This is a genomic window from Kushneria sinocarnis (assembly GCF_003633775.1).
Lineage (GTDB): Bacteria > Pseudomonadota > Gammaproteobacteria > Pseudomonadales > Halomonadaceae > Kushneria > Kushneria sinocarnis.
On record NZ_RBIN01000001.1, the window covers coordinates 212,566 to 227,905 of the forward strand.

Here is a 15,340-nt window from a genome sequence, read left to right on the forward strand (position 1 = left end):
GACCGGTAGCGACCGGCAGGAGAGAGTGAGATGAGTGAACAGCCCCTCGATGGCTGGTTCATCGAGCGATTCGATCGTGAGGGCAGTGCCATCGGTCTGAAAGTGCAGGAAAAGCTGCATGACGAGACCACGCCCTGGCAGCATCTCGAAGTCTACTCAACCGAGACGCACGGCCATCTGATGGTGCTTGATGGCTGCGTGATGCTCACCGACCGGGACAACTTCCTCTATCACGAGATGATTGCCCATCCGGCGCTGTTCACCCATGCCGATCCGAAGCGGGTGGTGATCATCGGCGGCGGCGATTGCGGCACGCTGCGCGAGGTGCTGCGCCATCCCGGGGTCGAGCAGGCCACCCAGATCGATATCGACGAGGCCGTGACGCGCGCGGCCGAGCGCTTCTTCCCGCAGTTGACCGAAGCCAACCATGATCCGCGCGCCGAGCTGCGGTTTGCCGACGGCGTCAAATGGGTCGATGACTGCCCGGAGAACAGCGTGGATGTGCTGATCATCGACTCCACCGATCCGGTGGGTCCGGCGGAGGGCCTCTTTCAGCAGGACTTTCTCGCCCGCTGCCAGCGTATCCTGCGTGACGGCGGGGTAATGGTGCAGCAGAGTGAATCGCCGCTCTACCACAGCGGCTCGATCATTCGTGACCTGCGCACCGCCATGACGCAGGCCGGCTTCGACAGTGTGGCGACCCTGGTCTTCCCGCAGCCCACCTATCCCTCCGGCTGGTGGAGCGTGACCCTGGCCGGCAAGGGCGGTGCGGTCGATCGCTTTCGCGAGACAGCCGCCCGTGAGCGCTCCTTTGCGACCGAGTACTACAGTGACGCCCAGCACCGCGCTGCGCTGACCCTGCCGCCCTTCATGGCCCGTCTGCTGGCCGGGTAAGGCGCATGGCCCCGGCCGTGAGGCCGGGTCGCGCCCGGCGGGTGCAACATCGCTTTACCTTCCATTACACAAATGTGCTGTCCTGGTGCATTGACTGCCAAACGGTAATCGTTGCGCTCCCTTTCTGTGCATCAGCCTGCCTCCTGCGGCGCCCATGGTGTCGGCCATACGCAGCAAGTGCTTGAATCCCATCGCTTTCCCGGACAATGGGCCATTCTGGAACACTCCTTGCAACTTTCGGTCAGTGGCAGGGCATGCCACTGCTCGAGCATGAGGAGTCGTCGCCTCGAGCAGGCGACATGCTTTTCCCCGAAATTCCACAAACATGAACAATCAGGGAAATCTTCCATGGGAACCTACAAGTCCGCCTTGATGACGCTGGCCGCCGGCACCACCCTTGCCTTCACCCTGACCCATGCCGCCCAGGCGGCAACACTGGATGACGTCAAGAGTCGCGGGCAGCTGCGCTGCGGGGTCAGCGATGGCCTCCCCGGTTTCTCCAACCCGGATGCCGATGGCACCTGGCAGGGCATCGACGTGGAAACCTGCCGCGCCGTGGCAGCCGCCGTACTGGACGACCCCGAAAAGGTGGCCTTCTCGCCGCTGACCGCCAAGGAGCGCTTTACCGCCCTGCAGTCCGGTGAAGTCGACATGCTCTCGCGCAACACCACCTGGACGGCGTCGCGGGACAACTCCATGGGCCTGAACTTCACCGGCGTGAACTTCTACGATGGCCAGGGCTTCATGATCCGCAAGGATCTCGGCATCAACAGCGCCACCGAGCTGGATGGCGCCTCGGTCTGCGTGGCGGCGGGTACCACCACCGAGCTCAACCTGGCCGACTACTTCCGTGCCAACGACATGGAGTACCAGGCGGTCAGCTTTGATGAATCCAGCCAGACGGCGGCCGGTTTCGACAGCGGCCGCTGTGACGTGCTGACCTCCGACTCCTCGCAGCTGGCGGCACTGCGGCTGCAGCTCTCCGAGCCCGACAGCGTCAAGATCCTGCCCGAGCGGATCTCCAAGGAGCCGCTGGGGCCGGTGGTCCGTCAGGGTGACGATCAGTGGTTCGATATCGTCAAGTGGACCCTGTTTGCCATGATCAACGCCGAAGAGCTGGGCGTGAACAGTGACAATGTCGATCAGATGCGTGACAACCCGCCCAATCCCAACGTGGCACGTCTGCTCGGCCAGGATGGCAACTTCGGTCAGCAGATGGGACTGACCAATGACTGGGCCTACCGCATCATCAGCGAGGTCGGCAACTACGGTGAGGTCTACGCCGATACCGTGGGGGCCAACTCGCCGCTCGGGATCGAGCGCGGTATCAATGCACTGTGGAACGACGGCGGCATCATGTACGCCCCGCCGGTTCGCTGAACGCGGCTGATTGAGCGAACTCCGGCGGGGGCTTTACGCGAGGTCCCCGCCGGGTCTGCAGACCCCGTGACCTGCCGGCCAGATCCCGGCAGGTCGTCGGATCGATCCAGGCGGAGAAGCGTCAATGCTGCGTCCTTCCTCATCCATTCCCCGCCGCGGCCGCGGGCCGCTGTGGCGTGACCCGGCCGTCCGGGCACTGGCCACCCAGGTGATCCTGCTGATCGCACTGGTGGCCGTGATCGGTTTGCTGATCCACAACACCCTGGTCAATCTCGAGGCCCGCGGGATCAATACCGGCTTCGGTTTTCTTGACGGTCGCGCGGGATTTCCCATCTCGCAGACACTGATCCAGTACACCAGTGACAGTACCTATGGCCGGACCTTTGCCGTCGGGCTGCTCAATACCCTGCTGGTCTCGGTGCTGGGCATCGTGGCGGCCACCCTCATCGGCTTTCTGGTCGGCATTGCCCGCCTGTCACCGAACTGGCTGCTGGCACGGCTGGCGGCCTGCTATGTCGAGCTCTTTCGCAATATTCCGCTGCTGCTGCAGATCCTGTTCTGGTATTTCGCGGTGCTGCGCTCGCTGCCCTCGCCGCGCCAGAGCATTTCGATGTTCGATGCCTTCTTTTTCAACGTGCGCGGCATGGTGATGCCGGCGCCCGAAACCCAGCCCGCCTTTGTCGCGGTCTGGGTGGCGCTGCTAGTAGCCATCGTCGCCACCGTGGGGCTGGTCATCTACGGCCGCCGGCGCCAGGCTGCCACCGGCCGGGCCCTGCCGGTGGGGTGGATCGGCACGATGCTGATCATCGGCCTGCCGATCGTGGCCTATTTCGTGACCGGCCGGCCCCTGAACTGGTCGGTGCCCGAGCTGGGCGGTTTCAACTTCCGCGGCGGCATGCACGTACTGCCGGAACTGCTGGCGCTGTGGCTGGCACTGTCGATCTACACGGCGGCCTTCATCGCCGAGATCGTGCGCTCGGGCATCCAGTCGGTCCCGGGCGGCCAGACGGAAGCGGCCCGCTCGCTGTCGCTGCCGGGCGGCCTGACCCTGCGCAGGATCGTGCTGCCGCAGGCGATGCGGGTGATCATTCCGCAGATCACCAGCCAGTATCTCAATCTGACCAAGAACTCCTCGCTGGCCACGGCGATCGGCTACCCCGATCTGGTGGCGGTCTTTGCCGGCACCACGCTCAACCAGACCGGCCAGGCGATCGAGATCATCGCCATGACCATGGCGGTCTATCTGATCATCAGCCTGGTGATCTCGCTGCTGATGAACATCTACAACGCGCGCGTCGCGCTCAGGGAGCGTTGAGATGAGTTCCGACATGATTGCAGCGCGTCCGGCCCCCGATCAGCGTCACGGCATCGTCGGCTGGCTGCGCGCCAACCTCTTTTCCGGGCCGATCAACTCGATCGTCACGGTGGTGGTGCTGGCCCTTCTGGTGCGCCTGCTGTGGCCGGTGCTTGACTGGGCGCTGATTGACGCCGACTGGGTCGGGAGCACGCGCCAGGCCTGTACCGGTGATGGCGCCTGCTGGGTCTTCATTTCGGTACGACTCAACCAGATCGTCTATGGCTTCTATCCGGAGGCGATGCGCTGGCGGGTCGATATCGTCTTTGCCCTGTTTGCCTTGCTGGCGATTCCCCGGCTGCCGTTCAAGCGCATCGTCGGCGTGTTTGCCCTGATCGGCTTTCCCGTCATCGCCTGGGTGCTGCTGCTGGGCGGCGTGTTCGGGCTCACGCCGGTACCCACCCGCCAGTGGGGCGGGCTGATGCTGACGCTCACCATTGCCGCGGTCGGCATCGTCGGCTCGCTGCCGATCGGTGTGCTGCTGGCGCTGGGGCGACGCTCGAAGATGCCGCTGGTCAAGGGTGCCAGCGTGGTCTTCATCGAGTTCTGGCGCGGCGTGCCGCTGATCACCGTGCTGTTCATGGCCTCGGTGATGCTGCCGCTGTTTGCCCCGGCCGGTACCGAGTTCGACAAGCTGCTGCGCGCCCTGATCGGCATCATGCTGTTCTGGAGCGCCTACATGGCCGAGGTGGTGCGCAGTGGCCTGCAGGCGATCCCGACGGGGCAGGGCGAGGCCGGCGCCGCGCTCGGGCTGAGCTACTGGCAGCGGATGGGCCTGATCATCCTGCCCCAGGCGCTCAAGCTGGTGATTCCCGGCATCGTCAACACCTTCATTGCGCTGTTCAAGGATACCTCGCTGGTGCTGATCATCGGTCTGTTCGATCTGCTGGCGGTGATCCAGTCGGGTCTGACCGATTCCGCCTGGCTGGGCTTTGCCATCGAAGGCTATGTCTTTGCGGCGCTGGTCTACTGGGTCTTCTGCTTCTCGATGTCGCGCTACAGCCAGTACATCGAGCGGCGGCTGCATACCGGCCACTGAGCCATCACGGCGGCCGGCCCAAGCTGCCGCCGCCCCGCTGACAACAGGAGTGCTGTGATGAGTGAAGCCAGCGCAACCGTGACCGATCAATCGATGATCTCCATCAATCGGCTCAACAAGTGGTACGGCGACTTTCATGTCCTGCGGGACATCGATCTCGAAGTGGCGAAGGGCGAGCGTATCGTCATCTGCGGGCCGTCGGGGTCGGGCAAGTCGACGCTGATCCGCTGCATCAACCACCTCGAGCGCCATCAGCAGGGCGACATCACCGTCGGTGGTGTCCACATGACCAATGACATCAAGCGCATCGAACAGATCCGGCGCAATGTCGGCATGGTCTTTCAGCACTTCAACCTCTTTCCCCACCTGACGGTGCTGGAGAACTGCTGCCTGTCGCCCATCTGGGTACAGAAGAAGCCGCGCCGCGAGGCCGAAAGGACGGCCATGGAGTATCTTGAGCGGGTGCGTATCGCCAATCAGGCGCAGAAGTACCCCGGTCAGCTCTCCGGCGGCCAGCAGCAGCGCGTGGCGATTGCCCGGGCGCTGTGCATGCATCCCGAGGTGATGCTGTTCGACGAACCGACCTCGGCGCTCGACCCGGAGATGATCAAGGAAGTGCTCGACGTCATGATCGAACTCGCCCGCGAAGGCATGACCATGCTCTGCGTAACCCATGAGATGGGCTTTGCCAAAACGGTCGCCGACCGGGTGATCTTCATGGACGAGGGGCAGATCGTGGAATCGGCACCGCCGCAGGCGCTCTTCAACAATCCGCAGTCGCCGCGCACGAAGGAATTCCTCAGCCAGATTCTGGGCCACTGAGCCAGGGCCCGGACCATCCGCACTGCTGCCGGTCGGCGGCAGTGCCCCGCCACGAGAGTCACCATGATTCAGAAGATGATGTGTGCCGGCGCCCCGCAGCCGATTGCGCCCTTTTCCCACGCCTGCCGGGTCAACGATCTGGTATTCATTACCGGCCAGATGCCGACCGTACCGGAGACCAACGAGATGCTGCTGGGTACCTTTACCGAGCAGACGCATCGGGTGATGCAGAATCTCGCCATCGTTCTCGCCGAGGTGGGCACTCACTTCGATTACGTGGTGCAGGCACGGGTATTCATTACCAACATGGGACACTTCGAAGAGGTCAATGCCATCTACCGCAGCTACTTCAGCGACCCCCTGCCGACACGTACCTGCATCGGCGTCACCGGCCTGGCCGGCGGCGCCGATGTGGAAGTCGACATGATTGCCTGGATTCCGCCTGACGGGGCGTCGTCCGCGGTTTCGGGGTGGTGATACCCGTGGGCCGCCCATGGTGCGCGTTTGACAGCTGACGGAGGGTATCTACCTTGGATAGGCCCGAGCCATGGAAGGCCTTGGGAGACGCCCGGAGCGGAGGCTCCGGGACAGGCACCACCGGTTCATGGAGCGACCGACATTGATTGCCCTGTGGGTGTCACTGGCCGACATATCGCCGATCCTGGCGCTGCTGCCCTCCACCCTGCTGAGCCTGGGGGCGATGGCGTGGCTGGCGAGAGGGGCGACGATCCGGTCAGGGTGTCGGCCGAACAGCAGGGAGCTGCAGGAGTAATAGTACCTGACGGGGCATGGTCGGGCTGCCAGACATTCGCCCGTGGAGCTCGGGGACCGGCTGTCCTGGCGCTCAAGCTGCCCGGGGGCCAGCCGTTAATGGAAGCAATCTTCCGTTACATCTGGTCCCGAGGCTTTCATGCTGCACTCCCTGCGTGCTCGTATTCTGGCGATCTGTATCGCCATCATCGTGCTTTCCCTGATCATCACCGGCGCCGCTACCTGGTGGGTCACGGCCCACTACAATGACAGGACCATCGCCAGTGATCTGAAGGCGATTGCCGCCGGGCACGTGATGGCGATTGCCGACTGGAGTGAAAACCAGAAGCGGCTGGTGGAGTCGATCGGCGAGCGGGCGCTGGGGGACGATGCCTCCTCGGCGATGGCGCTGATCCAGCAGGCCAGCCGCTTCTCGATGGTCTATGCCGGCTACCCGGATGACGCTTTCGTCTCGGGCAGCGACTGGACGCCGCCGGAAGACTTCCGGCCCACCCAGCGCATCTGGTACCAGCAGGCCGCCGAGGCCGGCCATACCGTGGCCACCGAGCCCTACATGGATGCCGCTACCCACGCGCTGGCGGTGCCCTTTGCCACCCCGGTGATGCAAGCCGGCCGGGTGGCAGCCGTGGTCGCCGGCGACATGCCGCTGGATCAGGTGGTGGCCAACGTGACCTCGATCGCGCCCACCGAGCACAGCTACGCCTTCCTGGTGAATGATCAGGGCACCCTGATTGCCCATCCCGATACCGAACTGGCCCTCAAGCCGGCCACCGAGGTCGACAGCGAGCTCACCGCGCAGTGGCTCGGTCAGGCGGCACAGAGTGGCCGGGTGCAGGATGTCACGCTGAATGGCATCGATGAGCGGGTACTGGCCGAGCAGATTCCCGGGACCAATTGGACGCTGGTGATCGCGCTCAACGAGCGCGAGGCACTGGCCGGGCTCTACAGTGCCGCTTCCACCATGCTGGTGGCGCTTTTGATTACCGCGCTGATTGCGGCAGGCGTGCTGTGGGCCGCCCTGACACCGAGCTTTCGCCGGCTCGCCCGGGTACGTGATGCCCTTGGCGATATCGCCACCGGCGACGGCGATCTCTCCCGACGCCTGACCATTCACGGTCGCGATGAGGTCGCCGGTATTGCCAACGCCTTCAACGCCTTTGCCGAGCGCATCAACGAGGTGCTGCTGCGGGTCCGTCGCAGCAGCGAGTCGGTGCGCATGGCCTCCGACGAGATCACCCAGGGCAGTCAGGATCTCTCGCGGCGTACCGAGCAGACGGCGGCGAGCCTCGAGGAGTCGGCAGCGGCAGTCGAGGAGCTGGCCGGCACCACCGACCAGTCGGCCCATTCGGCGCGCAGCGCCAGCGCGGTGGCCAGCGAGACCACGACCATGGCGCGCCAGGGCGGCGAGCGCATGGAGGCCGTCAGTCAGGCCATGCAGCGCATGCGGGACTCCGCCCAGCAGATCGATGGCATCGTCGAGATGATCGATTCGATCGCCTTTCAGACCAACCTGCTGGCCCTCAACGCGTCGGTCGAGGCCGCGCGGGCAGGTGAGCACGGGCGCGGCTTTGCCGTGGTCGCCGAGGAGGTGCGCGGGCTGGCCAATCGCAGCACCGAGGCGGCCCGCGAGATCAAGGGGCTGATCGCCCAGTCCGGTGAGCAGACGGCGGCCGGTGTCGCCGAGGTTGAAGCCGCCGATGGCGCCATGCGCGAGATCGTGCGACGCATCGAGGAGGTCAGCGGCATGCTGGCGGAGCTCAGTGGTGCCGCCGAGGAGCAGGCTACCGGGATCGGCCAGGTCAACCAGGCGGTTTCCCAGCTTGATGGCATGACCCAGCAGAACGCCGCGCTGGTGGAGCAGTCGGCGGCTGCCAGCGAAGCGCTGCATCAGCAGGCGCTGGAGCTGGCCGACAGCGTGGCGGCCTTCCGGCTGCGCGAGGAAGACAGCGGGCAGTCCGGGGAAGCGGACTTGCGCGCCCGTCGTGAAGCCACTGATGAAACGGCAGCCCCGGCCTGATCGTGGGTCTGGCCGGCTACCGGAGTGCACTGCCATGCTGAAACTCGGATTCGTCCGTACCCTTGTCACGCGCACTGCCGGGGCCTGCCTGCTGCTGGTGATGGCGGCCCTGGTAGGACATGCGCTGCTGGCCATGAGTCACATGCAGGCGACTCCGGACGAGCGTCCCGGCGAGGCAAAAGAACAGCCGAGCGGTGCCCCGCCGGCTGCAGCGGGCAGTGCCTTCCGGTTGGTGACGGAGAGCGCTGCCGCCGGGGCGTAACGCCCCGGTCGGTTCAGGTGACCGAGAGGAGGGTCCAGGGGGCTTCGCTGGCATAACGCTCGTCACGGGTGTCGCCGAGGCTCCCCAGCGCCATCTCGCGATCGTTGTCATAGGCGACCAGCAGGCGATTGGCATCGAGCACGGCCAGGCCTTCGGCCTTGTGTTCGAAGACACGCGGGCCGCCCCGCTCATCCTCCACCAGCGTCGGTGCGCGCCGGGCATGGAAGTCCTCGAGCGACATCACCCAGAGATAGCCGCCGATGGCGTGCAGCCCTTCCTCTTCGGCTTCGAAGCTGGTCAGCAGATAGAGCCGGCCGTTGTAGGGGTCATACTCCAGGCTCGACAGGCCGCAGACATGCTCGACCCCTTCATGGGCGCCCGGATCGAAGGCGAACAGCTCACGCACCTCATCGGTGAAGGTCAGCCGACCCTGCTCGTCAACCTGGTAGTGAGCGCCCACTACGCGGCTGACATAGTCGAAGTCGTCATGCGCCCGACCCTGTTCGCGGACACCGAACAGCAGCAGGCCATCATCGCGTTCGGCGGGGATGGCGGCCAGCCCCTCGATCTTGTAGTAGGGCAGGCCGATGGCCTCATCGAGTCGCCGGCGCAGCTCCAGCGAGCCGGGCACGCCGTCGCGCGGATCGGGGTCCACGACGCGGATCTGCTCCGGATGGCCCAGCGGCCAGATCAGCAGGTGGTTCCAGGCGTTGAGCTCATGGCTGTCCTCGGCGATCCGGTCGAAGCCGGTGGTCGCCAGCACATGGCGGCCATCCGCGGTGAGGGCGAAGTCCTCGTACTTGGTGGCCTGCCTGATGGCATCACTGGTGAAGTACTCGATGCCGCTTTCGATGGGGCCCTCACTGCCCATGGGCACGGCGAAGACGGCCGAGCGTGACTCACCGGGAATCGGCTTGTCACTGGCCAGAATCAGTCGTTCACCGTCGAACACGGCCGCCGAGATCTCGGCGTTGACCAGTCTGCCCTGCTCGTCGCGCAGGCCGGTCGGAAAACAGTGCAGCGTACCTTCGCTCAAGATGCTCGTGCGGGTCATTGAACAGCTCCATCCGTTCGGGTCACGGTGCATCGGGCGGGCGATGGTTCCCCCCCTGCGCCGTGACGATTAGAATGTGTGCATTGGATTGTTTCGCAAATGCGAGTCATTTTTGGGGGTTATATCCGTGTCCAGCAAGTTTGCCACTGCCGAAGTACTCAGCGTTCATCACTGGAACGAGTCGCTGTTCAGTTTCCGCACCACCCGTGAGGAGAGTCTGCGATTCAGGAACGGCCAGTTCGTGATGATCGGCCTCGAGGTCGATGGCAAGCCGCTGACGCGCGCCTACTCGGTTGCCAGCCCCAACTGGGCGGAAGAGCTCGAGTTCTTCTCCATCAAGGTACCGGACGGCCCGCTGACCTCGCGTCTGCAGCATCTCGAGGTCGGCGATCAGGTGCTGGTCAGCCGCAAGCCGACCGGTACGCTGGTGCTGGATGATCTCAAGGCCGGTCGGCATCTCTATCTGCTCTCCACCGGCACCGGGCTGGCACCCTTCCTGAGTCTGATCCAGGACCCCGAGGCCTACGAGCGCTTCGAAAAGATCGTACTGGTGCATGGGGTACGGACCGTCAGCGAGCTGGCCTATCATCACTTCATTACCGAAGAGCTGCCGGCGCACGAACTGCTTGGTGAGGAGATCAGCGAGAAGCTGATCTACTACCCGACGGTGACCCGAGAGGCGTACCACACCACTGGGCGGCTCACTGATCACATCCGCTCCGGCAAGCTGGCGGCCGATATCGGCCTGCCCCAGCTCGATCCCGAGCAGGATCGGGCCATGCTCTGCGGCAGCCCCGCCATGCTGGAAGAGACCAGCGAGGTGCTGGATGAAATGGGCTTTGTCAGCTCGCCGCGCATGGGCGAGCCGGGCGACTATGTCATCGAGCGCGCCTTCGTCGAGAAGTAGCACACCGGAGCGCGAATCGAATGAAGCGCCCATGAAAAACCCGCCGTGAGGCGGGTTTGCTGTCTCGGTGGGGCCGGTCGTCAGCCTCAGACCGCATCCTTGCCGGTCTCGCCGGTACGAATCCGGATGACCTGATCGAGCGGCGACACGAAGATCTTGCCGTCACCGATCTTGCCGGTATTGGCAACCGAGGTGATGGCCTCGATGACTTCATCGACCATGGATTCGTCGACGGCGACTTCCAGCTTGACCTTGGGCAGGAAATCCACGACATATTCCGCACCGCGGTAGAGCTCGGTGTGCCCCTTCTGACGGCCGAACCCCTTCACTTCGGTGACGGTAATGCCCTGCACGCCCACTTCGGAGAGTGATTCGCGCACGTCGTCGAGCTTGAACGGCTTGATGATGGCGGAGACCAGTTTCATGACTTGTGTCCTTGGCTGATGAGTGCGGTTGACCGAGCTTCTCGGAGTTTCCCTGTACCTTCAGCATACAATGCGTGCTGAAGGAATGAAAAAGCACCGCGGGGACAAAAAAGGCACCCCCGAGGGGTGCCAGGGCGCACGCCAGCTCACTCGGGGGCGGTTACTTCTTGCCGCCGGTGAACTCGGGGTAGGCTTCCATGCCGCACTCGGCCACATCGACGCCTTCGTACTCTTCTTCCTCGGTAACGCGCAGTCCCATGACCGCCTTGATGATGCCCCACACGATCAGGCTGGCGACGAAGGTCCAGATGAAGATGGTGACAATGCCCAGCAGCTGCGAGCCGAACCCGGCATCGCCGTTGGAGAGCGGTACGGCCAGCAGCCCCCAGATACCGACCACGCCGTGCACCGAGATGGCGCCGACCGGGTCATCGATGCGCAGCTTGTCGAGCGCGACGATGGCGAATACCACCAGCAGGCCGCCGACGGCGCCGATCAGGGTGGCGCCCAGTGCCGTGGGGGCCAGCGGCTCGGCGGTGATCGCCACCAGACCGGCCAGCGCACCGTTGAGCGCCATGGTCAGGTCCGCCTTGCGGAACCACAGCTTGGCGAGGATCAGGGCAGCGATCACGCCCCCGGCCGCGGCGGCATTGGTGTTGACGAAGACCTGGGCGACGGCGTTGGCTTCACTGATGTTGGAAACCTTCAGCTCGGAGCCGCCGTTGAAGCCGAACCAGCCCAGCCACAGGATGAAGGTGCCCAGCGTGGCCAGCGGCAGGTTGGCGCCCGGGATGGCGTAGATGGCGCCGTTGCGGCCGTACTTGCCCTTGCGCGCACCCAGCAGCAGCACCCCTGCCAGCGCTGCGGTCGCCCCACACATGTGCACCACACCGGAACCGGCAAAGTCCTGGAACCCGGCTGCGTCGAGGAACCCGCCGCCCCACTTCCAGTAGCCCTGCACGGGATAGATGAAGCCGGTCATGACCACGGCAAAGGCCATGAAGGCCCACAGTTTCATGCGCTCGGCAACGGCCCCGGAAACGATCGACATCGCGGTCGCCACGAAGACCACCTGGAAGAAGAAGTCCGAGCGGGAGGAGTAGTAGACATCGCCGTTGCTGCCCAGCACGTCATCCACGCTGTTCTCGCCGCCCAGCAGGAAGCCGAAGCTCGGGAAGAAGCCGCCCGAAGGGCTGGAGTACATGATGTGGTAGCCGATCAGCAGATACATGGTGCAGGCAATGGCAAACAGCACGATGTTCTTGGTCAGGATTTCGGTGGTGTTCTTGGCACGCACCAGACCGGCCTCGAGCATGGCGAAGCCGGCCGCCATCCACATGACCAGCGCCCCCATGATCAGGAAATAGAGGGTATCGAGAGCGTATTGGACTTGAATCAGATCATTCATGAGGTTGGTTCCTTGACCCTGGGCGTTATACCGCGTCGACGCCGCGTTCACCGGTTCTGATACGAATGACATCCTCCAGCGGTGTCACGAACAGCTTGCCGTCGCCGATCTTGCCGCTGTTGGCGGCCTGGCGGATGGCATCGAGCACGCCGTCGATGCGCTCGTCATCGACGGCGACCTCAAGCTTGACCTTGGGCAGGAAGTCGACCACGTATTCCGCGCCGCGATAGAGCTCGGTATGGCCCTTCTGACGGCCGAAGCCCTTGACTTCGGTGACCGTGATCCCCTGCACGCCGTGATCCGCCAGGGCTTCCCTGACGTCATCGAGCTTGAATGGCTTGATGATGGCGGTAATGAGTTTCATGTCGTTGTGTCTCCCTTGTGGCTGGCGCCTGCCCTATCACAGGGCAGAAGCTGTGCCACTACCCTCAAAACCGAGCAATATCAGGCACTTGAAAAGTAAAAAAGTGTTTCGAGGGTTGCGGCGGGGGGTGGCTGGAAAGGGTAAATGCACCATCTTCGAGCCTGTGGCAGGGGTGAAGGTGCGCCATTTGCGCCATCCTGGTGCGAAGGCGGGCGCCCGCAAGGCCCTCCGGAACCGTTCGGGCGCGGCCTGCACAGCTTTGACTCAGTGCTGCACTGTTGCAGGACGTCGCCGGTTTTCATGCGGTGATCAATGCGTAACGGCGCGGGCTTGCGTATCCTTGTAGACAGCCGTCGGATGGCATGGCTGTCCGATAGATTGGTCACGCAACCGTGAGGTAGCTTCATGGCACGACAGGATGTTTTCGGCCGACTGGCGCAGCAGATCGGCGAGCGGCTTCAGGACGCCTCGCATGCGCCGGAAGAGATTCAGCGTACCGTGCATGGCGCCATGCGCGGTGCCTTCGATCGGCTCGAGCTGGTCTCGCGCGAGGATTTCGACGTCATGATGGAGGTGCTTCAGCGTACCCGGTCGCGCGTCGAGGCGCTGGAAAAGCAGGTAGCCGATCTCGAAGCCGCCCTGGACGAGCGCGAGGGCCGTACCACCCCGACCACCACCGCCCGGGCCGACCAGAGCGAGACGCCGGCGGATGCCCCCGCGGACGACAGCGCGGACCACGACCCCACTACACGGTGAAGCCGCACGGCGGGCCGATGTCGTATCGGTCCGTCGGTCGATCCGCCCGGCCCGCCTTTTGCCATGCCCCTGCCTGCCCGGGTGCGCCGTACTCAAGCAATTCCATCAGCGGCCGATTCAGTAGCAGATACCGATATTGTTTCGGTGCCCTGTGATCGCCCGTCTGAAGGAGCCATCGTGACACTTGCCATCATTCCCACCCGGGCCAGCGTGGGGCTGGATGCCCCGGAAGTGCTGGTCGAGGTGCATCTCTCCAACGGCCTGCCGGGGCTGGCAATTGTCGGCCTGCCGGAGGCGGCGGTGAAGGAAAGCCGGGAGCGGGTACGCAGCGCGCTGATCAACGCCGGTTTCGAGTTTCCCTCCCGGCGCATCACCCTCAATCTGGCGCCCGCCGATCTGCCCAAGGAGGGCGGGCGTTTCGATCTGCCGATCGCGCTGGGCATTCTGGTGGCGTCAGGGCAGATCCCGCGTGAAGCGGCAGACCGGCTGGAGTGTCTGGGAGAGCTGGCGCTGGATGGGCATCTGCGTCCGGTCTCCGGGGTGCTGCCGGCGGCGATGGCGGCCAGCCGGGCCGGGCGCACCCTGATGGTGCCTGCGGCGTGCGCCGATGAGGCGGCGCTGGCGGGCGATCTGGTGGTGCTGCCGGTCAACCATCTGCTGGATGTGGTGGCCCACCTGATGGGCCGGCAGCGCATCGAGCCCCATGTCCTGGGCGAGCCGCCCGCGGCAGCGCTGCCACCGTTCGATCTGAGCGAAGTGCGCGGTCAGCATCAGGCGCGCCGGGCGCTGGAGATTGCCGCGGCGGGTGGCCACAACCTGCTGTTCGCCGGCCCGCCGGGGACCGGCAAGACCATGCTGGCCAGCCGGCTGGCCGGCATCCTGCCGCCGCTGCAGGAGAGCGAATGCCTGGAAGTGGCGGCGATCCGCTCGGTGTGCGGGCTGGATATCCTCGAGCGCTGGGGGCAGCGGCCGTTTCGCACGCCGCACCACGGCGCCAGCGCTGCGGCACTGGTCGGCGGCGGCTCGAAACCCCGGCCCGGCGAGATCTCGCTGGCGCACCACGGGGTGCTGTTTCTCGACGAGCTGCCGGAGTTCGACCGCAAGGTGCTGGAGGTCCTGCGTGAACCGCTGGAATCGGGACGGATTCATATCGCCCGCGCCAGCCACCAGCGCCAGTATCCGGCACGCTTTCAGCTGGTCGCGGCGATGAATCCCTGCCCCTGCGGTCATCTCGGCGATCCGCGCCAGCCCTGCCACTGCACGCCCCAGCAGGTGCAGCGCTATCAGGCCCGGCTCTCCGGACCACTGCTTGATCGCATCGATCTGCAGGTCGAGGTGCCGGCACTGCCCGCCGAACAGCTTACTGCCCGCGAGCGCGGCGAGGATTCCGCCACGGTGCGCCAGCGCGTGCTGGCTGCCCGGCACCGGCAGCACGCCCGGGGCGGTCTCAATGCCCATATCGCCACCACCGTGCTGGAGCAGGCCTGTGCCCTCGGTGACGACGAACGCAGCTGGCTCTCCGACGTGCTCAACCGCCTCAACCTCTCGGCGCGGGCTTATCACCGGGTGCTGAGGGTGGCGCTGACGATTGCCGATCTCGCCGAGGAATCGCGGGTCACGCGCCCCCGGCTGATGGAAGCGATCGGCTATCGCCAGCTCGACCGCATGATGGGGCGGGGCGGGGTGTGATGGCGCAGGCGCCGGCCCGTGGCCCCGGGGAGCGGTCGGCCGCTGTGCCGATGCACGCCATTTCGGTTTTCCGGCAAAACAGTGATTGACTCCCCGGGGGTAGCGGCGCAGACTGCGCGCAGTAGGTTGGCAAGTCGCATATCGTCAGTTGTGATCGAATCATTCGGTAGCCTGGTTATATCCCCCTTGTTTTACCCA

General features: G+C 64.9%; 16 protein-coding genes. 12 read left to right on the top strand and 4 right to left on the bottom strand.

What is annotated here, in order from left to right; translation table 11 throughout:
* Positions 1–30 precede the first annotated feature (30 nt).
* The 9 genes from speE (at position 31) to C7446_RS01005 (ending at position 8,539) form a co-directional block, all read left to right on the top strand.
* A complete protein-coding gene (speE, locus tag C7446_RS00965; RefSeq protein ID WP_121170394.1) occupies positions 31–894 on the top strand; it encodes a polyamine aminopropyltransferase in 864 nt (287 codons plus the stop codon).
* 348 nt (positions 895–1,242) lie between these two features.
* Positions 1,243–2,274: an amino acid ABC transporter substrate-binding protein gene (locus C7446_RS00970; protein WP_211327816.1), complete on the top strand. Its 1,032-nt coding sequence runs from the start codon at positions 1,243–1,245 to the stop codon at positions 2,272–2,274.
* 124 nt (positions 2,275–2,398) lie between these two features.
* Positions 2,399–3,589, top strand: coding sequence for an amino acid ABC transporter permease (locus tag C7446_RS00975; RefSeq protein WP_121170396.1), 1,191 nt, complete (start codon positions 2,399–2,401; stop codon positions 3,587–3,589).
* A 1-nt stretch (position 3,590) separates the two neighbouring features.
* Entirely contained in the window at positions 3,591–4,667 is a 1,077-nt protein-coding gene (locus C7446_RS00980; protein WP_121170398.1) for an amino acid ABC transporter permease, read from the top strand.
* A 57-nt stretch (positions 4,668–4,724) separates the two neighbouring features.
* On the top strand, positions 4,725–5,489 hold the full coding sequence (locus C7446_RS00985; protein ID WP_281272309.1) for an amino acid ABC transporter ATP-binding protein: 765 nt from the start codon (positions 4,725–4,727) through the stop codon (positions 5,487–5,489).
* A 63-nt stretch (positions 5,490–5,552) separates the two neighbouring features.
* The gene (locus C7446_RS00990; RefSeq protein WP_121170400.1) at positions 5,553–5,966 is read left to right on the top strand and encodes a RidA family protein; all 414 of its coding nucleotides are present in this window, start codon (positions 5,553–5,555) and stop codon (positions 5,964–5,966) included.
* Positions 5,967–6,093: 127 nt separating this feature from the next.
* Entirely contained in the window at positions 6,094–6,261 is a 168-nt protein-coding gene (locus C7446_RS16405; protein WP_170149961.1) for a hypothetical protein, read from the top strand.
* A 138-nt stretch (positions 6,262–6,399) separates the two neighbouring features.
* Positions 6,400–8,277, top strand: coding sequence for a methyl-accepting chemotaxis protein (locus C7446_RS01000; protein ID WP_121170405.1), 1,878 nt, complete (start codon positions 6,400–6,402; stop codon positions 8,275–8,277).
* 34 nt (positions 8,278–8,311) lie between these two features.
* Complete coding sequence (locus tag C7446_RS01005; RefSeq protein ID WP_121170407.1) at positions 8,312–8,539, top strand: hypothetical protein; 228 nt, start codon at positions 8,312–8,314, stop codon at positions 8,537–8,539.
* A gap of 13 nt (positions 8,540–8,552) precedes the next feature.
* On the opposite strand, the gene C7446_RS01010 is transcribed toward C7446_RS01005, so the two are convergent.
* Positions 8,553–9,593 carry a hypothetical protein gene (locus C7446_RS01010; protein ID WP_121170409.1) on the bottom strand — a complete coding sequence of 347 codons (1,041 nt, stop codon included), beginning with the start codon at positions 9,591–9,593 and terminating at the stop codon, positions 8,553–8,555.
* Positions 9,594–9,720: 127 nt separating this feature from the next.
* Between C7446_RS01010 and C7446_RS01015 the strand changes: the two genes are divergently transcribed.
* The gene (locus C7446_RS01015; RefSeq protein WP_121170411.1) at positions 9,721–10,500 is read left to right on the top strand and encodes a ferredoxin--NADP reductase; all 780 of its coding nucleotides are present in this window, start codon (positions 9,721–9,723) and stop codon (positions 10,498–10,500) included.
* An 86-nt stretch (positions 10,501–10,586) separates the two neighbouring features.
* On the opposite strand, the gene C7446_RS01020 is transcribed toward C7446_RS01015, so the two are convergent.
* From C7446_RS01020 to C7446_RS01030, 3 genes are all read right to left on the bottom strand, one after another.
* Positions 10,587–10,925 carry a P-II family nitrogen regulator gene (locus C7446_RS01020; protein ID WP_070980519.1) on the bottom strand — a complete coding sequence of 113 codons (339 nt, stop codon included), beginning with the start codon at positions 10,923–10,925 and terminating at the stop codon, positions 10,587–10,589.
* A gap of 160 nt (positions 10,926–11,085) precedes the next feature.
* Positions 11,086–12,333, bottom strand: a complete 1,248-nt coding sequence (locus C7446_RS01025; RefSeq protein WP_121170413.1) for an ammonium transporter — start codon at positions 12,331–12,333, stop codon at positions 11,086–11,088.
* Positions 12,334–12,358: 25 nt separating this feature from the next.
* Positions 12,359–12,697 carry a P-II family nitrogen regulator gene (locus tag C7446_RS01030; protein ID WP_121170415.1) on the bottom strand — a complete coding sequence of 113 codons (339 nt, stop codon included), beginning with the start codon at positions 12,695–12,697 and terminating at the stop codon, positions 12,359–12,361.
* A gap of 405 nt (positions 12,698–13,102) precedes the next feature.
* Between C7446_RS01030 and C7446_RS01035 the strand changes: the two genes are divergently transcribed.
* A complete protein-coding gene (locus tag C7446_RS01035; protein WP_121170417.1) occupies positions 13,103–13,453 on the top strand; it encodes an accessory factor UbiK family protein in 351 nt (116 codons plus the stop codon).
* 177 nt (positions 13,454–13,630) lie between these two features.
* Positions 13,631–15,142, top strand: coding sequence for a YifB family Mg chelatase-like AAA ATPase (locus tag C7446_RS01040; RefSeq protein ID WP_121170418.1), 1,512 nt, complete (start codon positions 13,631–13,633; stop codon positions 15,140–15,142).
* The last annotated feature ends 198 nt before the right edge of the window (positions 15,143–15,340 follow it).